The 21,955-nt window shown below is 55.1% G+C and carries 21 protein-coding genes; 14 read left to right on the top strand and 7 right to left on the bottom strand.

Annotated features, from left to right (window positions below):
• Positions 1-654: iron-containing alcohol dehydrogenase (locus tag LN415_05180; protein ID MCJ2556485.1), on the bottom strand; the 654-nt coding region annotated here is incomplete at its 3' end.
• A gap of 227 nt (positions 655-881) precedes the next feature.
• Between LN415_05180 and LN415_05175 the strand changes: the two genes are divergently transcribed.
• The 4 genes from LN415_05175 to LN415_05160 are packed head-to-tail and all read left to right on the top strand — an operon-like array spanning position 882 to position 6,909.
• Positions 882-3,158 carry a tetratricopeptide repeat protein gene (locus LN415_05175; GenBank protein MCJ2556484.1) on the top strand — a complete coding sequence of 759 codons (2,277 nt, stop codon included), beginning with the start codon at positions 882-884 and terminating at the stop codon, positions 3,156-3,158.
• Positions 3,159-3,216: 58 nt separating this feature from the next.
• Positions 3,217-3,513 carry a hypothetical protein gene (locus LN415_05170; protein ID MCJ2556483.1) on the top strand — a complete coding sequence of 99 codons (297 nt, stop codon included), beginning with the start codon at positions 3,217-3,219 and terminating at the stop codon, positions 3,511-3,513.
• On the top strand, positions 3,510-6,446 hold the full coding sequence (locus LN415_05165; protein ID MCJ2556482.1) for a hypothetical protein: 2,937 nt from the start codon (positions 3,510-3,512) through the stop codon (positions 6,444-6,446). The genes LN415_05170 and LN415_05165 overlap by 4 nt, the downstream gene beginning before the upstream one ends.
• Complete coding sequence (locus tag LN415_05160) at positions 6,424-6,909, top strand: RNA-binding protein (protein ID MCJ2556481.1); 486 nt, start codon at positions 6,424-6,426, stop codon at positions 6,907-6,909. The genes LN415_05165 and LN415_05160 overlap by 23 nt, the downstream gene beginning before the upstream one ends.
• Here LN415_05160 and LN415_05155 read toward each other — a convergent pair.
• Positions 6,906-7,844: an NAD(P)/FAD-dependent oxidoreductase gene (locus LN415_05155; GenBank protein ID MCJ2556480.1), complete on the bottom strand. Its 939-nt coding sequence runs from the start codon at positions 7,842-7,844 to the stop codon at positions 6,906-6,908. The two genes, LN415_05160 and LN415_05155, sit on opposite strands and share 4 nt — an antisense overlap.
• A gap of 106 nt (positions 7,845-7,950) precedes the next feature.
• On the opposite strand from LN415_05155, the gene LN415_05150 reads away from it, so the two are divergent.
• Together LN415_05150 and sepF are read left to right on the top strand one after the other, a co-directional pair.
• Complete coding sequence (locus LN415_05150) at positions 7,951-8,892, top strand: GNAT family N-acetyltransferase (protein MCJ2556479.1); 942 nt, start codon at positions 7,951-7,953, stop codon at positions 8,890-8,892.
• 132 nt (positions 8,893-9,024) lie between these two features.
• On the top strand, positions 9,025-9,408 hold the full coding sequence (sepF, locus tag LN415_05145; protein ID MCJ2556478.1) for a cell division protein SepF: 384 nt from the start codon (positions 9,025-9,027) through the stop codon (positions 9,406-9,408).
• On the opposite strand, the gene LN415_05140 is transcribed toward sepF, so the two are convergent.
• A complete protein-coding gene (locus LN415_05140) occupies positions 9,392-10,390 on the bottom strand; it encodes an AAA family ATPase (GenBank protein MCJ2556477.1) in 999 nt (332 codons plus the stop codon). The two genes, sepF and LN415_05140, sit on opposite strands and share 17 nt — an antisense overlap.
• Here LN415_05140 and LN415_05135 point away from each other — a divergent pair.
• Together LN415_05135 and LN415_05130 are read left to right on the top strand one after the other, a co-directional pair.
• Positions 10,379-10,801 (top strand): hypothetical protein, encoded by a 423-nt coding sequence (locus tag LN415_05135; GenBank protein MCJ2556476.1) that lies wholly within the window; start codon positions 10,379-10,381, stop codon positions 10,799-10,801. The genes LN415_05140 and LN415_05135 overlap by 12 nt on opposite strands.
• Before the next feature lie 224 nt (positions 10,802-11,025).
• Complete coding sequence (locus LN415_05130; protein MCJ2556475.1) at positions 11,026-12,942, top strand: ATP-dependent DNA helicase; 1,917 nt, start codon at positions 11,026-11,028, stop codon at positions 12,940-12,942.
• Here the strand turns inward: LN415_05130 and LN415_05125 are convergent.
• Positions 12,892-13,599, bottom strand: a complete 708-nt coding sequence (locus LN415_05125) for an AAA family ATPase (protein MCJ2556474.1) — start codon at positions 13,597-13,599, stop codon at positions 12,892-12,894. The genes LN415_05130 and LN415_05125 overlap by 51 nt on opposite strands.
• A gap of 134 nt (positions 13,600-13,733) precedes the next feature.
• Here LN415_05125 and LN415_05120 point away from each other — a divergent pair, with 134 nt between their 5' ends.
• From LN415_05120 to LN415_05095, 6 genes are all read left to right on the top strand, one after another.
• The gene (locus tag LN415_05120) at positions 13,734-14,297 is read left to right on the top strand and encodes a CDP-2,3-bis-(O-geranylgeranyl)-sn-glycerol synthase (GenBank protein MCJ2556473.1); all 564 of its coding nucleotides are present in this window, start codon (positions 13,734-13,736) and stop codon (positions 14,295-14,297) included.
• A gap of 5 nt (positions 14,298-14,302) precedes the next feature.
• Positions 14,303-14,941, top strand: coding sequence for an orotate phosphoribosyltransferase (pyrE, locus tag LN415_05115; GenBank protein ID MCJ2556472.1), 639 nt, complete (start codon positions 14,303-14,305; stop codon positions 14,939-14,941).
• A gap of 43 nt (positions 14,942-14,984) precedes the next feature.
• Positions 14,985-17,063: a clostripain-related cysteine peptidase gene (locus tag LN415_05110; GenBank protein MCJ2556471.1), complete on the top strand. Its 2,079-nt coding sequence runs from the start codon at positions 14,985-14,987 to the stop codon at positions 17,061-17,063.
• 71 nt (positions 17,064-17,134) lie between these two features.
• Entirely contained in the window at positions 17,135-17,632 is a 498-nt protein-coding gene (locus tag LN415_05105; GenBank protein ID MCJ2556470.1) for a hypothetical protein, read from the top strand.
• 47 nt (positions 17,633-17,679) lie between these two features.
• Positions 17,680-18,915 (top strand): exodeoxyribonuclease VII large subunit, encoded by a 1,236-nt coding sequence (gene xseA / locus LN415_05100; GenBank protein MCJ2556469.1) that lies wholly within the window; start codon positions 17,680-17,682, stop codon positions 18,913-18,915.
• The gene (locus LN415_05095; protein ID MCJ2556468.1) at positions 18,867-19,121 is read left to right on the top strand and encodes an exodeoxyribonuclease VII small subunit; all 255 of its coding nucleotides are present in this window, start codon (positions 18,867-18,869) and stop codon (positions 19,119-19,121) included. The genes xseA and LN415_05095 overlap by 49 nt, the downstream gene beginning before the upstream one ends.
• Positions 19,122-19,146: 25 nt before the next feature.
• Here LN415_05095 and LN415_05090 read toward each other — a convergent pair whose 3' ends face one another.
• The 3 genes from LN415_05090 to LN415_05080 are packed head-to-tail and all read right to left on the bottom strand — an operon-like array spanning position 19,147 to position 21,952.
• The gene (locus LN415_05090) at positions 19,147-19,467 is read right to left on the bottom strand and encodes a hypothetical protein (GenBank protein ID MCJ2556467.1); all 321 of its coding nucleotides are present in this window, start codon (positions 19,465-19,467) and stop codon (positions 19,147-19,149) included.
• Between the two features lie 44 nt (positions 19,468-19,511).
• The gene (locus LN415_05085) at positions 19,512-21,701 is read right to left on the bottom strand and encodes a hypothetical protein (GenBank protein ID MCJ2556466.1); all 2,190 of its coding nucleotides are present in this window, start codon (positions 21,699-21,701) and stop codon (positions 19,512-19,514) included.
• Positions 21,698-21,952: a hypothetical protein gene (locus LN415_05080; protein ID MCJ2556465.1), complete on the bottom strand. Its 255-nt coding sequence runs from the start codon at positions 21,950-21,952 to the stop codon at positions 21,698-21,700. The genes LN415_05085 and LN415_05080 overlap by 4 nt, the downstream gene beginning before the upstream one ends.
• Positions 21,953-21,955 lie beyond the last annotated feature (3 nt).

The raw sequence follows: 21,955 nt of genomic DNA, 5'->3' as shown, positions 1-21,955 counted from the left end.
CAGACTGGCGGTCATCCTGGACAGGGAGGCCGCGTAACTGCTGAAGTACTCATTCTTGAGCTTCCTTGCCAGTATCCAGTCCTTCACCGCCGTGGAGTTAGATATGATGTCCCCGCAGCCGGCCGCCAGGAGCTTGTAGGGGGACTCTGCCAAAATCGCAGTGTCCATTATCACCGCCAGGGGCGTGCGGGCCGCTACAGATCTCTTCCCGCCATCACTATTGATCGATCCTCTTGATGAAACGATGCCGTCGTGGGAGGCTGCGGTGGGAACGCTCAGGAAGGGCAAGTCGACCTTGTTCGAGGAGCACTTCGCTACATCGATGGGCCTGCCCCCGCCTACACCGAGCACGAAGTCGAAGCCACCGTCGGTCAAGCGGTCCGCCGCCGAGTCGACGATTTCCATGGAGGCATCCTCGATGACGTAGTGCTCAGCAGAGAAATTCTCTCCACGGAGTATCTCAGCGACTTCGTCTCCGGCGATCCCCTTGGTGGTTGGGTCGCAGACAATCAAGGCTTTGCTTCCTATGTTCAACTCAGCGGACACGCTCCCAACCTCGAGGATTGCACTGTGTCCGATGACAACCTTCCTGGGCAACTCCATGGCCTTGGATTTCGTGAAATCCTCTACGTTGTTCGTGTGATGCGCCGACAAGTGGTTCTCTCCTTGGAGGCTCTGGGAATGTGCAGATGATTCTCCGAGTATTTAATAATGACCAACTTGACTTCGGGTAGCCAGATATGCAAAGGGAGCGCTTGTTGGGCGCAAAGGCCGAAAGGTCCATGATCGCAGTCAACCGCTCTCGATTGGCGCCCGATTTCCAGTATCCCGCTCCAGAATCTCGAGACAACATTTAAAAGATGGACTCTCTCTTGACTCTAGTGATGCGGCTGCCCACGGCTTCGGCGTTCAACCTTCTGGTCGTCACAGGGAAGAAGGCCACAGACAGGCGCAGAGCGGAGGAGGAGTTTCTTCGGGGCAACATCCTGTGTGATGAGAGGAACTACCGAGATGCGGTGTCCCGCTATGACAAGGCGGTCGAGCTCGGTTTTGATGACGAAGTCGTCTTTAACAACAAAGGCGTGGCACTGGATTCTTTGGGTGAGCACAGGGCGGCGCTTGAGTGCTACGAGCGGGCGGTGGCCCTCAGCCCGGAGTACGAGATTGCATGGTATAACATGGGCAATGCGCACTCGTATCTGAGTGCCTATGACGAGGCGGTCAAGTGCTACGACAAGGCCATCAGCATCGACCCCAACTACAAGCTGGCAAGATATGACAAGGCGTTGGCCCTCGCCCAGGCAGGAAAGGTCAGACGGGCCGTGGACGTCTACAACCAGATGGTGAAGGAGGATCCTAGTGACAAGGCGGCTTGGTTCCGCAAGGCCTCGCTCCTCGAGGACGTCGGGCGGTTCGAGAAGGCCAAGGAGGCCTACGAGATTACGGTCGAGATCGACCCCGACTTCGCCGATGCCTGGAACGGGATGGGCAACGTCCTTTACGCTCTCGAAAGGTTCGAAGAGGCGATAGACTGCTATGACAAGGCGCTGGAGTTGGACCCCGCGAACGCCGAGGCCTGGAACAACAAGGGGTTCACGTTCTTCATGCTGGGGATCTTCGACGAGGCGCTGAAATGCTATGACGAGGCGCTTGAGATTAGACCGGGTTACAAACACGCCTGGTACAACAAGGGCTACACCTATCACGGGATGGACGAACTGGAGAAGGCCATCGAATGCTACGAGAGGGCCCTCGAGATGGACAAGGACGATGAGGTTCTCTGGAACAACATCGGGAACGCCTACTACAATCTGGGCAAGTATGAGGAGTCCATTCCTTACTTCTTCGAAGCGATTCGGGTCAACTCGGACTATGAGATCGCATGGAACAACATCGGGAACGCGCTGAACAAGATGAAGAGGTTTGGCGAGAGCATGGAGTACCACGACAAGTCGCTCAAGATAAAGCCGGATTTCGACTATGCGCTCTATGCGAAGGGGTACTCTATGGCCAAGATGGGCAAGCTGGAGGAAGGCCTCGAGCTGATCGACCAGTCCCTGGAGCTGAACCCGAACTACGACCACGCGTGGCTCGCAAAGGCGGAGGTCCTACTCGACATGAACCGCCTGGAGGAGGCAAGGGACGCGCTCAACAACTCGCTCATCCTCAATCCAGCCTTCGATGAGGCATGGGCCCTCAGGGGAGGGGTAATGGCCAAGATGGGCAACTACGATGAGGCGGATTTCTGCTTCTCCGAAGCCCTTCGCTGCTTGGATCTCGCGATTGGAGCGGAACAGCATACGCGCCATGCGCTCCTGGAGAAGGGGAAGCTGCTTCATAGACTTGGAGTTTATGAGGAGGCGATCATGTGCTTCGACGCACTCCTGGAAATAAGAGAGGACAGGGAAGCTTACGAGTGGAAGGCGAAGGCTCTCACCGATTTGGGAGATCTCAACGACGTCGTCTCCACCTGTGAGAGAGCAATCGACAACGACATCGAGTCCTCGGACATACTCCGTGCACTGGCGACGGCGCTCGACGTGCTTGGCCGGAAGGAGGAGGCCCTTGACGTGTGCGGGCGCCTGGTAGAGGAAGAGACTTCTGAGGATATGCTGCTGCTGAAAGCCAGGCTCCTCGCCGACCTGGGACGTTTCGATGAAGCGATTGGAGCTGCGAACGATGCAATCAACCTCGACCCGAAGCACATCTCGGTCAAGTCCTATGTGCTTGAGAAGAAAGATGATCTGGCAGGCGCGCTTGAGGCCCTCGACAGGGCCCTCCGCATCGAAGCGAAGAACGATCTATTGTGGCATCGAAAGGCCTCCCTTCTCAGCGTGACCGGAGATTTCAAGGGGGCCGTGCGGGCGTTGGACATAGCCTTAGGGTTGAACGGAGATTCCGAAGTCTACTGGACCGAGAAAGGGGAGCTTCTGGCGAAGTTGGGTCATAATGGGAAGGCCCTCGAGTACTTCGATTCCGCCCTCGCGATCAATGAGGATTATGCCGAGGCCTGGCTTCGTAAGGGAGAAGCTCTGGACGCCCTCGGACGAAAGAAGGACGCCGATGTGTGTATGGAGCGCGCGATGAAGCTGGACACGAGCCCTGTGGGAGCCAATGAGGGTAAGAAGGGGGAATTGGGACACGCGGACCCAGGGTAATCTGATAATTGAGGCGTTACCTATTTATCGCCAGCCATGATTGGACGGATGCATCACCATGACACCAAGCGAGGTCTCGGAAATCTCCCGATCCCGGCTCGCTAGGGACAGGGCCCTATTCTATCTCGGCGCTGTGCTTATCGTAGTAGGGGGACCAGTCCTCTCTCTCGGTTCCATTGCTCACGACAGGTACAATATCCCCATCATCGGTGAAGCCTATGGTGCATTTGGCTGGTTGAACGCGCTGTTCATGATGGCAGGCATCGCGGTCCTTGTCATCGGCACTGCTCTCGTCGTCATCTCTCTGCGCGGGGGACTTATCGCTGGCTACCGAAGCCCGGAGGACCTCCCATGAACAAGAAGGCCTATCTCTCCCACCCCTCTTCGAGGAAGGAGAACGCATCGTCGGGTGTGGACGGCAGGAAGGGCTTCGTGAACGGTGGTTCTTCAAGGCCTGGAATGAACGGCCTTGTAGATGGGAACGGTCTTGTGAACGGTGGCACGCTCACGGCCACCAAGGGCAGGGTCAACGGGAAGGGTTTGGTTAACGGAGTGGGCTACACCAACGGTCACATGAAGCTCCCCCTGAAGAGGAATCGGTTCGGCGTGATATTCCAGAGGGATCTCAAGATCGGCCTTAGCCTGGTCGTGTTCTTTCTTCTCATATTCCCCGCAGCTGTGATGATTCTGGAAACGGAGGAGTACGTTCCACCGATCAAGATCGACTCAAGGTTCGAGGACTGGGACAAGGTCCCGAGATTCGGCGACGCGCAGATCGTGTACAACGACAATGTGAACATATGGAAGTACTCCACGGTCTTTGATAGCAACCATGTCTACTTCTACGTCGAAGTCGCCGCTAAAATCCTTGACGATCCTGACGGCATCGATGGGTTCTACGTGTTCATAGACGAGGACAGGAGCGCCTCGAGCGGGTACCGGGTGCGTGACATTGGGGCGGATTTCATGATCGAGGTGTTCGGAGGCGATAGGGAGGTCTTCGAGTCCCGGTTCTCCGTCTTCAGAGGGACGGAATACAACTGGTCGGCGTGGGAGGTCGCCGGTAGCGCCTCTGTCGGGCTCAGCGAGTCCAAGATGGAGGTCGGCATCTTTTCGATGGATATCGGCGAGGACTTCGATGCTCTGATTTACGCGACTGACTTCGACGGAAGCGAGTGCTTCACTTCTGTCAAGTTCGGGCCCAGGCTCACGTCCCTGGTCATCACACAGTCCAGCGACGGGGAGTTGCTTGGAATCGGGACCGAAGCTTTCCTCAGGCTGGACTTCTTTGCCCTCGGCAGGGACGTCATCGTCGAAGGGTTGAGTATCACAGCGACCGGGAACATCTCAATCCAGCCCTTCAGCTTCCTCCCGCTCGTGATGGAAGCCGGGAGAACCTACACCGAATACATTCACGTGGACACGTCAGCGGCGACACTGGAGGACCTCGGGGAACTCGAGCTCACAGAAGCGAACGCTCACGATATGGACGGTGAGAGGGTCCCGGTGACAATCAAGGGGCAGCCAGCGAGAGCCTACATCGGCAGCAAACCGGCAGGGAAGAGGATAGACGGGCTATTCGGTGACTGGACTGTCAGGAACTTCGATGGAATCGATGACGATTTGGTGAACAAGAACGTGGACATCACGGAATACTCTGCGGACAAGGACGATGCCTTCGCGTATTTCTATCTGAAGACCCAGGGGACCATTCTCGGAGGATCGGCGGCACCCCAGACCAAGTCTAGAGCAGAGGGCGGGGAAGGTCCACCGAGCGGGGTCGTATTCGTGCCCCGCGAAGCGACAGGACAGGACGTCACCAGAATCTACATAGACAGCAACTCGTCCGACTGGTTCGGTTACTACTCCGGTGGGGTGCGTTACGATTACCTGATCGAGATCAGAGGGAAGTACGGCAAGGTCAATCCGCAGCTGAGTCTCCTAAGTAAATGGGACGGTGAGAAGTTCATCGATCGGTCCACGATTCTGGTGAGGAAGAACACTCATCAACTGGAGTGCTCAGCGCCTCTGGCAAGCCTGGTTCCGCTCAACGATTCGAACATTCTCTTCGTCACTACGGACTGGAGCGGGGAGAGGGACTCGATAGGGGAGCCAACGGACTGGTCCACGAGGAGTGGAACGAGGAGCATAATCCTCGTGGAAGAGACATCGGATTCACTTTCGAACACGGCCTTCTCGAGCCAGAGAAAGCTGTTCTATGATGGGTCATACTATTGGAGTTTCTATTACAACGCTACACTGGGCAACATCTCCTACGAGTACAGCGCGGACGGATTGACGTGGGTTCCACCTGACGACTTCCCAATAGTGGACGTGCAGTACGCATCGGTATGGTTCAACTCCAGCGACTCGACAGTCTACGTAGTTGCTGACAACGAAACGCCATCGAAATATGTCTCTGTGGCAAAAGGGACCTTGTCCGGAACGACAATATCATGGGATTCGCCGGTGACAGTGGAGGTCTCAGGACTGGATAGGGAATTCAAGGCCGCATATATAGCGGTCAACTCGTCGGGACATGTCTGGATTGCTGCGACAACTAACAACTCGTCGAGCGGGTTCAATGTCAACGTTACGTACTCAGACAGCCCTGAAGACATCAGCAGCTGGAGCACCCCACAAATCATGCGTTCTTCTGATGTGTCAAACGGATTCGTCTATCCGATTGTCCTTCCGCTGACCAGCACGGACATGTACGTGCTCTGGTATGCCGATGGCTACTTGGAGGGGAGAAAACATGATTCCAGCGGCTGGCAAGGAGTGGACAGTATAGACACCTCAAGTGGCGCGTCCTCAGTCAAGGGCCCCTCGGCCGTCGTCGAGTTGTCGGAGATTCACATGGTCTACATCGATAGTTCCGGATATGTGAAATACGCGAACTACACAGAAAGCTGGTCAACGACGACCCTCGATTCGACGGACTCGGGAAGATCACCGACGATCACTCTCGACAACAGCTCATCCTACCTCTATGCACTGTGGATCAACTCGTCCAATCAGATAACTGGCAACTATTCGATGGATGGTGGAACGTCCTGGACTGCCATGACTGGCATAACGACGAATTCCGACGTCAAGGGAAACCTCACGTCCATCTATTCATGCGATCTCAACGACATAGCCTGGGAGTTCGACTCCTCGACGCAAATCAAGTTCGAACCCATTCCCGAGTTCACTGATATGATAATCCCCATCGCATCAATCGCAGTTCTTGTCCTATTCCGGAGGAGGAGAAACCACGAAGGTGAGGCCGAGGAAGAGACATAGGCTTCGCCAGAAGGAAGTGCGGAGGATCGTGGAGGACCTCGAGCGGGCCATGGACTGTCCGGTCTTCTCGGATTCCGATAGCATCGATGTCGCGAGTCTCAAGGACATGGACATCGTGTACGTCGGCGGAAAGGTTCTTGGGATTATCATCGAAGGGCAGGCTTTCCTCTCTGTGCGCGGGCTGCTCGAGTACAATCCCGCCAACAGGTTCGTGACAGTGGATATGGGCGCCGTCAAGTTCGTGTACAACGGGGCCGATGTCATGGCCCCAGGCGTGGTAGATGCGGATCCAGCAATCTCAGAGGGCGACCTCGCTTGGGTGAGGGACGAGAATAACCTCCAACCTCTCGCAGTCGGAGTTGCGCTGATGAGCGGGAAGGAGATGGTGTCCAGGAACAAGGGAAAGGCGCTGGAGTCCCTTCATCACGTAGGCGACGCCATCTGGAAGATAGACGAGGACTAGGCCCAGTACGGTTTCTTGATGTACTTGTAGGCGGAAGTCGCTGCCGTGGCGGCCTCTCCGCAGCCCGTCACGATCCTCTTGTCCTTGCCAGGATAGGCGACGATGTCCCCGCAGGCGAAGACGCCCTCTATGGAGGTCCTCATGTCGGTGGTCACCACTATCGACTTCTTCTCCAGGTCTATGCCCCAATCCTGCACATTCTCGAGCTTCGGAGAGAACCCTATGTTGACGATAATGACTTCCAGTGGGAGCGTTGTGTCCTCTTCCGTCTGGTTGTTGAAAACCACAACCTCTGTGACGATGTTGTCACCGCGTATCTCCTTCAGCTCCGTGTTGAAGAGAACCTCTATCGAGGATTTTTCGATGGCCTCAACGTTTGTCTCCATCGCCCTGAACATATTCTTTCTATGCGCCAGGTAAACCTTGTCCGCAACATCTACCAGGCTAAGAGCCATCTCGAGGGCGGTGTCTCCCCCGCCGACGAAGAGGACGTGCTTGCCGGCGAACAATTCCGCGCTTCTGATGCGGTAGTAGACGCCCTTCTCGTAGAACTCCTCCTCTCCTGGAACGCCTAGCTTCCTGGGCTCGAAAAGACCCATGCCCAATGCCAGGATGACCGTTTTCGATTCGTACTCACCCTTGTCGGTTGTGATCGACAGCCCCTCGTCCGTCCTCTTGAGGATCTTCACTTCCTCGTTCTCATGGATGTCGCACCCGCTTTCTCTCGCGTGGTCGACCAGAAGCTCTGCGAGCTTCCTCGCCTCAATGTGATGGTGGGATGGGTAGTCATGGATGACCTTCGTTGGGTAGAGGAACTTGAGCTGTCCGCCCGCCACCTTGGCATCCAGGACCAACGTGCTCAGTTTCCTTGACGTGGCAAAAATCCCAGCGGTGAGTCCCGCTGGACCGGCACCGACGATTATCGTGTCGTACATGGTTCTGCCAGAAGCAGATAGGCTCTCTTAAGGGTTTTGATTCTTAGCTCCAGTTCTCGAGGCCGTGGGATATGAATAAATATCGAAGCGAAGTTGTGCATCACGCATGAGGATTGCATCCTACGATGAGACCGATCACGATGAAGTATTGGCAATGAATCTCCAGGCCTTCGGCTGGCCCATTACAGAGGCAGCCGTCAAGAGGTATCTGAAGCATGATGAGCGCTGGATGGACATTGTTGGCGTGTATGCAATCGAACGGGGGAGGACGATCGGACAGGTCATTCCTCTAAAGATACGGACACGAACCAGCGAGGGCGAGGAAACCGTGGGTGGCATCGCCGGAGTCACGGTCGTTCCTGGGAAGGCCCGTAAGGGAATTGCCACTACCCTCATGGAAGCCGCTCACGACATTCTTCGAGACAATGGCATACGCATCAGTTTCCTCTTAACTACCGAATTCCTCGTTGCCTATGGCATGTACCGCAAGCTCGGCTACTTCGACGCCATCTCCTTCTCCTCTGCCCAGAAGCTCGTTAAAGTCGCCAGGAAACCGAAGGACACGGTCTTGCGCCCTTATCGCAAGAAGGACTGGAGGAGAACCGACAGGCTCTATCGGCACGGGACTCGGAGGCTTCTGGGTTTTGTTGTCAGGGAACGCGCTTTCTTGAACAAGAAGATCGTCACTTCGCCGCTGACCCGAGAGAACATCATGTTCGTGCAGGATGAGAAGGCGGAGGGCTATGTCGTCTTAGCACCTGGTGAAGACGATGTCACTGTCAGAGAGATCGTATGCTCTAACGGAAGGTCATTTGACAGAATCATGGCGTTGGTGGAGGCCGGAGCGGCAGAGAAGTATGTTCTCACCTATCTTCAGACTTCGAGGCTAGCACGGAGGAGGTTCGAGAGAAGGGGCTACAAGCTCAATCGCACAACCTGGGGGCGGGTCATGGTCGCGCCCCTCGTGCGAGAGCTCTCCAACAAGAAGCTCTCCGAGCTGTACGACTTCGGCGGGGCCTTTTGCATGATGGCCCTGGACACATTCTAGCAAGAGCACGCGAGATCCGAATCGACGTCTTGTCCTCCCTTCCCGGGAAAACCCAGTGGAGATTTCCTCCCCCTCCAGTCACGATACTATTATATCGAAGGTTCACGATATCCGCCCCATCAGAGGGATAGGATGAGCTTCATCAAAAAGCCGTTTAAGAAATTCAAGGAAGGGGCAGTCAAGGAGACGGACCAGTACATCGATCTGGGTGATATGACCTTCGAGGACGTTCCGACGACACTCGGTACAGGCGTTAAGTCGATGGTGAAGGTGGCCGAGGTCTACAGGTATGAGGACATCAATGAGCTCACGGCCCACGTCTATAACGGCAACATACTCATTGTGGACTATAACTCGATAGCAAACGATGAACTGGCTCTCAAGAGAATAACGAACGAGCTGAAGTCCGTGGCCCGTGACACCGGTGGAGATGTGGCAGGCATCGGCAAGGGCATCCTGATAGCGACGCCGGGCGGAGTCAAGGTGGACCGTCATAAGCTCAGAGGGAGCTACTAGACAGAGGCCCCACGAGGAATCTTCCGTTTTCGAATCTTAGTTCATGGTAATCTATTGAATGTTTTGTATGCCTCAGCTTTGCGCATCTCAGCTTCAGTCCGACCGAGCCGCCCTGCAAGCAGTGGAAGCCCACGTGAAACAGTCCGTCGGCGATGGAATCCTCACGATTGGGGTACACTCCCTCCTCTCCCTGGTCGAATATGAACAAGCTCGTGGTTCCCAGGTTCCGCAGAAACGCGAAGAAGTGGAACAGATCTCTATGAGGCTCGTCCAGCCCCGCCAAAGAGTAAAGGCCCGTTAGGGAGTCTATGACTAGGAGGTCCACTTTGCGATACCTTTTCCTCTTGGTGATGAAGTCCTTGAGAACCTCTATCCAGTCCCCCGTCTCCTCCATGTCCTCGTGCTCAGTTCTCAGCCTTCCCACGTCAACGATGAAGTCCGAATCCTCGCTCAAACCCATGGATCGCATGGTCTCTTGCAGACTCTCTTTCGTCTCCTCAAGTGAGATATAGAGCGCATTAGCGCCGTTCTCGCTGTTGCGCGTCAGCAGGTTGAGCGCGATGGAGGTCTTCATTGCACCGGAAGGGCCTGAAAGGAGACACACGTGTCCTCGAGGGATGCCGCCCCCTATGAGATCATCAAAACCGTCTATGTACGTTCTTATCCTTGCAGTTGGCCTCTCCTCAAGTCCTTCAAGAGACTCAAGTCTCTTCTGCAGTTTGGCGAGCTGCGCCTGTATCTCCTTGACCTCGTCTCTCAGAGTCTTTCCAGGCATCCTCCTCTCCCTTTCGCGCGGCGGTCCCCTGCGGCAGAGTGGACCTTGACTGGTTATGTAATGTATCTGTGATGATTTATCCTTTTCCTGTGCTGGCTCCCTCACATTTTTCTGGAGAGTGATAATCACCACCAGGCTTTCTCCCGAAATGTTTATATAGACTCGTTCACCAATATATACAAGCGGGGTATAGGATTGGCAATTCACACTAAGCTGGGTAGAGGCGTAGCTGGCACTCTAACGGTGGAATCCCTCACCAAGGCCATCAGGAACAGCATCGACAGGGAGGGAATGAAGGACGAGGATGCCAGGGACATCGCTCACCGCGTGATAAACTTCTTCGGATATAGCGAAAGGATCATAGACAACATCCTGGAACCTGAGGACAGGGATGCCTTCTATATGCTCGAGGACTCCGGTCTTCTGACTACGGAGAGAGAGGAGACAACGCTCTACGATGGGAGGGAATGGAGGATACACTACTGGCTCTTCCGGAAGGAGAAGATCCTCGAACTGGTGAGATCCGCCGAGGAGAGAGAGATACTACCGGACGACACCCCCTCGATATACGATGACGTTCCGGAGAACATCTGGGGCACGAGAAAGGAGAACGAGTAGGCGGGCGTTCTGAGACGAGGGTTCACGGTAAGAGGAACCTCTGGGTTATCCGCCCGCGTTGATGTTGCGGTATTCAATCTCCATAAGTTCCCTGAGCGACCCCTCGGTGTCAAGGGGCATCGTTGAACGTAGAAGCGCGATATCACGGCAGATGGTTTCAGCGCTCCAGTTTCACCGACCTCCCTCACATCCATATATAGAATCCTTCAGCAGCACTCAATTGGATGCATTTTCCTTACAGCTACCGCAAGCATCAGAAGGATATGGTCCAGGCCATCGAAAGAACCCTCCAAGGAGGCCACATCGTCCTGCAGTCAGGGACGGGGTCGGGGAAGACCGTATGCGCGCTGTATCCGGCGCTGAAGCTCGCCGTATCGGAGGGCAAGAAGGTCCTGTACCTCGTAAGGACGAACTCCCAGCAGAGGCAGGTCATCGTCGAGATGCGTCGCATCGGCGGCGTTTTTGGCATGGGGTTCCAGGGAAGGCACTCGACCTGCCTCGCGGTCAGGAGCAATCCACGTCTGAGGGAGGGTAGCCCCGAGGAGCTGATGAGATACTGCAGCCACAAGAAGACCATGACTGTGAGGGGAGAAAGGGGCGGGTGCAAGCACTACTCCAATCTGCTGAACGCGGACCTGAAGGGGATAGAGGATTGGGCCAAGAGGGAGATCCCGACAATGGAGCAGTTCTTTGGCAAATGCACAGGACTGGGCATATGTCCCTACGAAACGTCCAAACTCCTCATTCCCTCCGCTCACTTGGTCACCTGCCCATACGTCTACTTCTTCGACTACGGTATCAGATCGGCCTTTCTCGAGTGGATGGGAGTCGACACGAGGGATCTGGTGTTGATCGTCGACGAGGCCCACAACCTGCCGGAATACGCGAGGGATATGCGATCCGCCCGCCTGACGCTCCACTCCCTGAGACTGGCCATGAGGGAGGCAGAGAAGTTCGGGGACGTCAAGGTGCTCGGGACAAGAACAGTAAAAGGGTTCTGCGACGTGTTGTACGATACGATCCTCCACTTGGTGGCGGATTACGTGGAGGAAGACGACGGCATGCTCCCCCCGAATCAGCTCGAAGAGGATCTCATGCACAAACTCACTCTGACATCGATACAGCTGGAAGCCCTGTTTCACAATCTGATGAGCTATGGTGAAGTCATAAGGCGGAAGAGGGAAGAGGACGGCAAGCTCCCCAGATCATTCATCTTCTCCCTCGGTGCCTTTCTCAGTTTCTGGACGTCCATGGACGCATCGTCCTACGTCAAGCTCGCCAATGCCGGCGACTCCATCGGGATTGAGGGGTACTGCCTCGACCCATCGCATATCGGAGAGATGGTGGCCGAATGCCAAGCGTCGGTGCACATGTCGGGGACACTGGAACCACTTGTCCAGTACAAGGAGACTCTGGGTCTGCCTGAATCGACGACCTTGGCAACGTTCCCCAGTCCGTTCCCCTCGGAGAACAGACGTGTCCTGTACGTCGAGGATGTGACGACGAGGTACGAGGAACTCCGCTCGAGCGAAGAGCTCATCCCTCGACTGAAGAGCCATATCCTGAACCTCGTGCAAAGCATCCCGCGAAACATCGTCGTCTTCTTCCCCAGTCACGACAGGCTGGAGGAGTTCCTTGACATAGGAGAGGCGATCTCAAGACCCCTGTTCGTCGAGAGAAGAGACTCAACGCATGACGAGCTGATGGAGACCGTGGACGGCTTCAAGACAGGCTCCGGCGTATTGTTCGCGGTGATGGGCGGGAGGATCAGCGAAGGTCTGGACTTCCCGGACAAGGAGCTGGAGATGGCCGTGTTGGTCGGCATTCCGTATCCGAAACCCACCGCCAAGCAGAGGTCGTTGCTCAGATACTTCGATATCAAATTCGACAAGGGCTGGGACTATGCCATGAAGGCCCCCGCAACGAGGAGGATCCTCCAGTGCATAGGAAGGTTGATCAGGAAAGAGAGCGACATTGGGGTCGCAGTGATACTGGACAAGAGGGCGAAGTCATTCCAGAGGAAGATCGAGAACCTCGATCGGACCGATGATCCGGTAGAAGAAACAAAGAGGTTCTTCGCGGAGAGAGAACTACTCCGTGATGGCGCTGGTCACCATGAAATGCTCGTCGGACTTCATTAGCGTGAAGTAGCCCCGCTCATGGTCCGTCCTCCTCATCTTGACGCATCTTATCCTCAGTTGCACGTCGGTCTCCCCGACCTCATACTGTCTGAGGTATAGGATGCCGTCTGACAGAAAGTCTTCTTGATATGCGACAAGCCTGTCCGAGCCCATCGGTATCTCAGAGATGAGGAACGTTGTCGCTCCGAGCCCGCGAAGGAATCCGAAGAAGTGGAAAAGGTCCCTTCTGGGGTTGGTCAGCTGTGCCAGAGAGTACAGGGCAGCGAGAGAATCGATGGCAACCATGTCGAAGTTGCTTTCTCTGACCCTCTGCTCGATGTACTTGGTCAGTATCTCGATCCAGTTCTTTGTCAGCTCCTCCTCTTTGTGCTCCATTCGGATCTTGGCCACATCTAGTACGTACAGCTCCAGCTCGTCGATGTTCTTCATTCCCAAGTCCTCCATAGCGCCCTTCAGGGAATCATGTCCCTCCTCTAGGGCTATGAAGAGACCCTTCGATCCGTTGTTCTTCACGTTGTTGTAGAGGATGCTGAACGTGAGAGAGGTTTTCATCGTCCCTGGCGTACCACACACGAGCACTACGTGCCCCTTCGGCACGCCGCCTCCAAGTGCCTTGTCGAATCCATCGATATATGTTGCGATCCTCTCTACACTCATCTCTCAGTAATCTTCGTCCAGAGATATTTAACCGTGTTGTAGTGGTTATCAACTCTGCGAACCAGCCGCACTCAGAAAGGGAGGTCCTGGGGGCACTCATTACGGTTTTATGCCCCGATGATATTACCATCTTGATGGACATCCCTCTGATCCTCGCTCAAGCATTTTGGTTCTTGATTCCCGCTTACGTCGCCAATCCTTCCGCCGTGCTGTTCGGTGGGGGCAAGCCCATGGATTCCGGCCTGAGGTTGAAGGATGGGAGGAGGCTCCTCGGTGACGGGAAAACATGGAGGGGATTTGCAGGCGGGACATTCTCCGGCATGCTCATCGGAGGGATACAGCACACTTCCGCATGGGCTGCGGGAATCGGACAGTTCTCCTTCGGCTCCCCGCTCCAAGCGGCTCTTCTGATATTCCTCCTTTCCTGTGGAGCCCTTCTGGGCGACATCCTTGGAAGCTTCATAAAGCGCAGGGCGGGAATCGAGAGAGGAGCCAAGACACCAGGTCTGGATCAGTATGATTTCCTCATCGGAGCGACGATTCTCCTACTCATTCTCGAGACGGGGTGGTTCTTGAGGACTTACGTCCTTGACGGTGCCATCATAGGTTTGATATTCATAGTCCTCATTACCCCTCCGATGCATCGAGCTGTCAACGTCCTAGGGTACAGACTCGGTAAGAAAGACGTCCCGTGGTGAGTATAATGGCTTTGTGTGAGGTTTGCGGTATCAGGGAGGCAAGGAATGAATGCATCAGCTGTCACAGATCGGTGTGCGGCGACTGCATCATAGCCATCGCAGGTGTCTGTGTGAAGTGTTCCAAGCCCGACGTGAGGGACTTGGTGAACGATCTGAAGAACACCAAAGCTCTGCAATTCGGCAAGTTCACCCTCGCTTCTGGCGAGGAGAGTGATTACTACATCGACATAAAGAAGGCGATTACGGAAACCAGGGTCCTGGAGAAGATCGCGGAGAAGATCGCCCCGCACGCGGTAGGCGCGGACAGGATCGCAGGCGTCGAGCTCGGGGCCGTGCCAATCGCTGTGGCGGTAGCCATGAAGATCGATAGACCGTTCATCATCGTGAGAAAGAAGAGGAAAGAGCACGGCACCGGAAAGATATTCGAGGGAGAACTGGTCAAAGGGGACAATGTCCTGTTCGTCGAGGACGTGACCACGACAGGCAACAGCCTGAGAAAGGCGATTGTGGAGCTCAGGGCGGAAGGGGCCACCGTGGAGAAAGCAGTTGTGGTCGTTGACAGAGAGGAGGGCGGCCAGGAGAACCTGGGGGAAATCGGAGTCGAACTCATACCCCTGGTCAGGTCGACGGATTTGCTCGGCTAGAACAACCGCGATTGTTTTAAATACTGGACTGAAAATGATTTCAATGATGAAAAGGGTTCTGGCTTTCTTTCTCATTCTCACTTTCCTACTTGCAGGTCTCTCACTGACCCAGGAAGGCAGAGCCCAGGGTACGAAATGGACGATAATGGTCTACATGGCCGCTGACAACAATCTGGAGGACATGAGCCTTCTCGACTTCGCGGAGATGGCTCAGGTCGGCTCGACCGAGGACGTGAAGATCGTCGTTCAGTACGACAGGAAGATTGAAGAGGCGACAACCAACCCGGATTGGACCACAACGAAGAGGTTTCTGGTTCAGGAGGGCGACGAACCTCTCCCTAGCTACCAGATAGAGGACATCGGGGAGGCCGCCATGGACGACCCCAACACGCTCGTGGACTTCGTGGACTGGGCGATGGGCGGCTTTCCAGCGGACCACTACTTCCTCGTCCTATGGGACCATGGACTAAGCTGGCAGGGTCTGGTCAAGGACGAGTCGAACTCCTCCAACTACTTGACAACGCCAGAACTTGGGGCAGCTCTCCAGCAGATTGTTGCGGACAACGGTGGGAGAAGGCTCGACATCGTGGGGTTCGATACGTGCAGAACCACGCTGGAGATAATGTATGAGATCAGGGACTATGTTGACTTCATCGTCGGCTCGGAAAAGGACGAGGACGCCCGCGGGTGGGCGTACGACGGCTTCCTCGGCCCCCTCGTTGCAGATCCATCCATGACACCCTTGGAGCTTTCAAGAGAGGTCGTGGACTCATTCATCGAGGAGTACGAGGGGATGAGCTCATATTCCGCTATTCTTTCCAGCATCAATGCGACCAGGATTGACAGCCTGGCCGAATCGCTGGACGACCTCGTCTGGGATATGTACCATTTCATTCCATACTTCGGTGAAGAGATAAGGTCAGCTTGGGACGCCACAGAGAAGTATGAGGTGGACGAAAGGGACCTTTTTGACCTGGCGGACGAGCTCATCAACCACGTCGACAGCGTCAGGATCGAGCGAAAGGCCGAGGTGGTGAAATCCCACGTCCTCTTTGCGGTCGCGTACGAGAGACACTGGGACAATGAGCAGGACGCCAAGGGGGTCAGGCTCATCGACGCCCATGGGATATCCCTGTCATATCCCACGTCACAGGTGCTGACGTCGTACAACGACCTCGCATTCAGCGTTGACACGCTTTGGGACGAGTATCTGGACTACTACTCGACCTCCGGGAAGAACGTATCGATCCTCGACATCGTTGGAAGCAACCTGGACTTGAATGGGGATTTCCTCAACGATACGATGGCTGTCACGCTCACGAGCGAAATCGATGGCTATGTGGAATACGAGATCTACAGGTCGGACGAATTCGTGAAGGAAGGCCGCGTTGACGTGACATTGGGGGAGCCCAAGACAATCGTCTACAGTCCGTTGGTCCCTGGTTATTACAACTACTACTTCTACCTCTTCAATGATACTGGCTATCTCAGGAACTACACAACAATCATGTCGGACGAGATGTCCAGGGATCCCGTCTTGTATGAGGACGCTCTCTGCGTTGAGGGGATTATCGCTGTTCACGGAAGGGTGAGGGACGAGAAGGGCGGAAACCTAGTGGACGCAACCATCATCATGAGGAACGTCGACACGTCTGAGACACTTGAGGGAACGACGAACGGGAGTGGATACACCTTTGAGATAGTCTTCCCCAGATGGATGCAGGCCGGGGACACGGTGGAGATAAACGCCTCGTATGAGGGGAGGGTCGGAGGAGTCTCGTTCGTGGTTCCCAGAAGTCCTCTAGACATGTCATACGACGTGGTCGTGGACGTTGGAGCCGTTGGCCTTGGGCAACTCGACTTAGCTCTCGTCATTCTGATTCTGGCGATAGCCATCGTTGCGTCCGTGGTACTGACATCACTCCTGGTGAGACCAAAGGGTATGGAGACGGGGCCGGAAAGGTCAGATGTCCTGCCGCCGTCCAATGAGTGCGGGATGTGTGGTGCGGAGATAAACCTAGGCACATTCTCGGTCGAGTGCTCGAGTTGCGGCTCCGTATATCATTCTGCGTGCGTCAAGGGCAGGAAAAGATGCCCGTCCTGCAGGAAAGCACTCATCTGAAACACTTTCATCAACCCCTCCCTTCTGGAGCTTTAAGTAGGCGGAGAGCAACTCCTTCATAGGGGTGAAACGTGAAGCAGGTTCTGATCACGAGGAAGGGGGACGAGGTTTCCATCGAGTTCGACTACGACAGGGATCTGGTGAAGGTCGCGAAAAGTCTAGAGAAGAGAAGGTTTGACTCGGAAACGAAGGAGTGGCTTGCTCCGCTCCATCACTACAAGTATGTCGTGAAGGAATTCGAAGCGGCGAACTGTTTGCTGAGGATTGACCCGAGCATTGAGGAACTGCTGATAAACAAGGTCGACATCGAGAAGAAGTTGCCAGTCGTTCACATAAGGAGCAACTCTGCTGAATACCAGATCTCCTTTGAGTACGATGAGCAGATTGTTAGAACGATGAAAGCACTTCCCGAGAAGCGGTTCGATGCCGTTCTGAAGACGTGGGCGGTGCCCATAAGAGATCGGGAGAAGACGCTCGAACAGATACTCTACAGGTTGGAATTCGTGGATTGTGAGGTGTCACTCGAAGGAAATCTGGCAGACCCAGACGATATTAGGAAACATACTTAAACCAACCTCTCTTATCTTTGCTGAAGTCGGAAACGTGAGGAGGGAGTATGCCCGAAGAGGCTCAGAGGATATTCTCGGTGACCGAGGTCACGGACACTATCCGCAATCTGTTGAGAGATGAACCCTCTCTCATCGGCGTCGCTGTCAGAGGGGAGCTGAGCAACTACGGGAAGTCGGCGCAGGGCCATTGCTACTTCACCATGAAAGATGAGGATTCCTCCCTGAAGTGCGTTCTGTTCAGAGGCGACGCGGAGCGTCTTGGTCTTGACATAGAGGACGGTCAGAAAATCGTTGCGTTCGGAGACATAGACGTCTACCGACCATCCGGATCATATCAGCTGATTGTGAGGGAAGTCAAACTCGAGGGTGTCGGCGAACTGTATCAGAAGTTCCTCAGACTCAAGAAACTCCTGGAAACGGAGGGCCTTTTCGCTGAGGAACACAAGAAACTACTCCCTGAGTTCCCCGTCAAGATAGGCGTTGTCACATCCGAGAAAGGAGCGGCATTCCGCGACATCGTGAAAGTCCTCGGCAGGAGATTCCCGCTGGCAGGCATCATCCTGGCGCCAACGCTCGTTCAGGGAGCTGATGCCCCAGGGTTTATCGTCTCTGCAATTGAGGCTCTAAACAGGTACGACGGCATCGACGTCATGATAGTCGGCAGGGGCGGTGGAGCCTTCGAGGAACTCGCGTGCTTCAACGACGAATCTGTAGCGCGCGCCATCTTCGATTCCCACATCCCCGTGGTCTCCGCAGTGGGACACGAGACGGACTTCACGATTGCTGACTTCGTGGCAGACAGGAGAGCAGCCACACCAAGTGCAGCCGCAGAGCTCGTGGCTCCTGACATCATAGAACTGCACACGTCTCTTGATACGGACAGGGAAAGCCTGGTATGGGGTCTCAGGAACATGCTCGAGTCCAGAAGGAGGGACATCAGGAGGCTGGAGTCGAGCCTCTCATCAGATGTGGTCCTCGACCAGATAAGGGCACACTCCCAGAGGCTCGATGACCGCTTCCTGCAGATGAACCGGGCTCTGGAGTCATTCCTGAGCCTTCAGAGAGAAGGCCTGAGGAAGCTGGGCGGCATTCTCGGGACCGCTGACCCACTGGCAACACTGGACAGGGGGTATTCCATCGCGATGAAGCTGCCGGACAAGGACGTGATTGAGACGATCGAATCCGTGACCTTGGGGGACGACGTTCTCGTTATGGTCAGGGATGGTGAGATTTACTGTGTCGTAAGGAATCTGAAGGAGGTGGAAAGACGACCGAAGAAATAGCCTTTGAGGACGCTCTGGAACGGTTGGAGAATATCGTGGACACGCTTTCCAAGGGGAAGCTCTCATTGGACGAAGCAATGGAGAAGTTCGAGGAGGGGATCCGACTCTTCCGGCTCTGCGATGAGAAGCTGAGAGGCGCGGAGCAGCGAGTCTCGGTTCTGACCCAGTCCGAAGAGGGTGTCGAGGAAAAAGCGTATCATGAATGAGCGGGCCGTCCAAGACAATCGGGCATCACTGCTGAGAGAGCGCTCCGAGCGAGCGAAACTCCTCTCCCAGGAGTTCCATCTCCTTCTTGATGGTGTTCCCTTCTGCTGTGCTGCATTTGCCCCAGAACTGTGAGTGCCTGGGCCTCTCCCAATCTATGTGGATATCCAGTATCCGCGGGCCTCTCTCGTTCTCTCTGAATATCCTGAGGTGGAACCTGGGGTACCTCGTCTTGGATATTGGCCTGGTGGCGACGACCTCGTCTGTCGACTCTACTATCCAGTAACCTCTTTTCCGGAGTATGTTGAGCAGTTCTACGATCTCCACTTCGTCCATCTTCTCGCGCAAGGCGAATCAGCCCTTCTCGCTCATCTTTCCGCCAGCTTATCAAATTATGCCTGGTCCTCGGTCATGAGCCTGGCGATTCTTTTCCGATTGTAGTCAAGGGGCTGAAGGAGCGTCTCGCCCATTCGGCAGAGAAGCTCGATGTACTTCTCCTTGTCGTACGTCTCCCCCCCTTCCAGCAAGTCAGCGACTCTCAGTCTCTCATCCGCGATTTTGCTCTCGCTGTCCAAAAGGACGAATCGAATCACCTCACCGGGGTGGACCTCCACGTCCTCCTCTTTCAGCTGGGTGAGCGCGGCGACCTGATTGTTGAAGACGCTGTACTCCTTCAAGCTCTTCGAGATCCTCAGGGTGAGGATGAGGTCCTCAAGGTCTACGTCCTCCTTCCGTACCCGCTTGACCCATTTCCTCAGGACCTCCAGGGCTTCCGGGACGTTCTCCTTGAACTCCTTGACACTCTCTGCCTTGGCAAATACATCCAGCATCTCCATCTGCGCCCTCCTTACCAGCTCACACGTGTCGTGCCTTCTGGCCTCTATCCCGCGGATTTTCATCTTGCCGTCCTCGAACATCCCGTAGTAGCGGTTCATGGCCCCGACGTCGAACGTCTTGCAGGGCAGGAACACAATCCACTTGTACACTCCCTCCCGCTCAACAGGGATTCCTATGTGTCCAGATATGTGTTCTATGAGCTTCTGCTCATCGCCCTCGCCCCTCAGCCAGAGGGAGTCGACTATGCCATGAAGCACCTCGAAGCCGTGCTGGTCGGCAATCTCAGCGGATTTGAGGAGGATCTCACGACCGTAGGCGGTTATGGACTCGTGGCACTCTATCTTCCCGTATCTCGCGTTGCGGTAGCCCGTATAGCCGAACGAGCAGACGAGAAGCCATTTCAGAATGTCTGATTTCTCTTTCGCTCTCTCTTCTCTTTTCTCCTTGGCCAGTCTCTTGAAGACCATCCGCCTCCTTATCACGGGGGACAGAACGCGGGGAATCAGCCCGATCTTCTTCTCACAAACATGGTACCCTATTTCTGGAACTCTGTGATTTGAGTCTGGACAACACTCGCACAGAACCGTTTCAGGCGATATGTTGAATCGGACCATTATGCTGGGGTACAGCGACGTGAAGTCTATCTCCAGGACATTCTCGTGAAGGCCTACCTTGGGCTCGAAGATGAAGCCGCCCTTATCGCATACAAGCAGTTCCTTGGCGGTCTTGAACTCCTCGGGCAGGTTCTTTTTCCACATGACTGGATGTCCGTCTCTCATGGCCTGATTGACCTGCATGGCGGATACCGCGGTTCCGGGGGACAGTTTGGCGATCTCCTGCGGAGGGATGTTGGAGATTCTCGCGAGATCTATGAGACCGTAGAGCCCGCTCTCCATGTGCAGGAAGGAGCCCCCCGTGTCTATGTGTATTCTCCCCCTCAATGTGTACTTCGGCGGTCTGTAGAGAATGCGACCGTAGCTGAAGTACGACTTGCCCTCTCTTCGCGGGCTGACAAGGCTCGCCTCCCGTCCGAGCTGGAACTCCTCGAGAATATCGTTCTCAGCGGCCCGCCCGTGGAGATAGGGAAAGAGGAACGAATCGCCGTTCCTAGTGAGCACGACGTCCGGATCGACCATGCCCATTCTCTGAGCAAGCTCCAGAAGCATCTCCCGCTCGTCGCGCCCTCTCACGATCCTATCGCCCAGTTTGATGCTATGGATGGAGTCGCTGAATCTCTTGATCTTTGAGCGACCGTGCACCTTGACCCCCATCTCCACCCGACTGAGCCGAGGGATGTCGTAGTGAATCGCCCATTGCTCGTCGAGAAGAATGAAATCGCGCACAATCTCAATGAAGGCCATGGGGAAGACCCCCTTCTCCATAGTGTACCGCTGGCTCAGTCGGATGTCCACATTGTAGAGGGTGAAATCCCTGTAGCGACCGCGGGAATCGATTTCTCCTGCGAGATATCTGAGGTCCGAGTAAGTCGCAGGCGTGACGCTCAGGACATCGAAGAGCTCCTGGCTTCCAAGCCTCAGCTTCCTTCTTTCGAATGAGACATCTCTTACGGGAACGGAGCTGAGCCAGTCCTCGATTTCTTTGAGCCGTCTCCTCTCGCCGTGCACGTAGAAATTGGGAAAGTAATCCGCATCGACTATCTTGTCTACACCACTCTCCGTCTTCAACCAGCAAACCATGCGATTCCTGTCGTAGTCTGGGTAGACATCGAACAGCCAACCTCTCATTTCTCTGTGCTCCGAACCCTCTCTTTGAGCGTATCTATCTCCTTCTGCAGCTCGAGTATTATGGACATGAAGATGCTCTCCATGGGATCGATGCGGTTCGCATATGAGCAAGCGGACGAATGCGCCCGCGCCTTGTTCACGAGTCTATCGAACACCTGCTTGTCCTTTGGTCTCAGGGCCCTCTTGTACTGCCCCCACCCAGATATGGTGGATTCGAGAAGCAGTCTGAATGTGGGAACCGTTCTTCCCATCCG

Source organism: Candidatus Thermoplasmatota archaeon (assembly GCA_022848865.1).
GTDB lineage: Archaea > Thermoplasmatota > Thermoplasmata > RBG-16-68-12 > JAGMCJ01 > JAGMCJ01.
Note: the sequence above shows the minus strand (reverse complement) of the source record. Positions and strands in the feature narration are given on the sequence as shown.

Bases quoted from the DNA above. Each gene is read 5' to 3' on its own strand.
- sepF (MCJ2556478.1), top strand. From the start codon at position 9,025: ATGAGCTTCATCAAAAAGCCGTTTAAGAAATTCAAGGAAGGGGCAGTC.
- LN415_05165 (MCJ2556482.1), top strand. From the start codon at position 3,510: ATGAACAAGAAGGCCTATCTCTCCCACCCCTCTTCGAGGAAGGAGAAC.
- xseA (MCJ2556469.1), top strand. From the start codon at position 17,680: ATGCCCGAAGAGGCTCAGAGGATATTCTCGGTGACCGAGGTCACGGAC.
- LN415_05110 (MCJ2556471.1), top strand. From the start codon at position 14,985: ATGATGAAAAGGGTTCTGGCTTTCTTTCTCATTCTCACTTTCCTACTT.
- LN415_05085 (MCJ2556466.1), bottom strand. From the start codon at position 21,701: ATGAGAGGTTGGCTGTTCGATGTCTACCCAGACTACGACAGGAATCGC.
- LN415_05150 (MCJ2556479.1), top strand. From the start codon at position 7,951: ATGAGGATTGCATCCTACGATGAGACCGATCACGATGAAGTATTGGCA.
- pyrE (MCJ2556472.1), top strand. From the start codon at position 14,303: ATGGCTTTGTGTGAGGTTTGCGGTATCAGGGAGGCAAGGAATGAATGC.
- LN415_05170 (MCJ2556483.1), top strand. From the start codon at position 3,217: ATGACACCAAGCGAGGTCTCGGAAATCTCCCGATCCCGGCTCGCTAGG.
- LN415_05080 (MCJ2556465.1), bottom strand. From the start codon at position 21,952: ATGGGAAGAACGGTTCCCACATTCAGACTGCTTCTCGAATCCACCATA.
- LN415_05120 (MCJ2556473.1), top strand. From the start codon at position 13,734: ATGGACATCCCTCTGATCCTCGCTCAAGCATTTTGGTTCTTGATTCCC.
- LN415_05155 (MCJ2556480.1), bottom strand. From the start codon at position 7,844: ATGTACGACACGATAATCGTCGGTGCCGGTCCAGCGGGACTCACCGCT.
- LN415_05130 (MCJ2556475.1), top strand. From the start codon at position 11,026: ATGCATTTTCCTTACAGCTACCGCAAGCATCAGAAGGATATGGTCCAG.
- LN415_05125 (MCJ2556474.1), bottom strand. From the start codon at position 13,599: ATGAGTGTAGAGAGGATCGCAACATATATCGATGGATTCGACAAGGCA.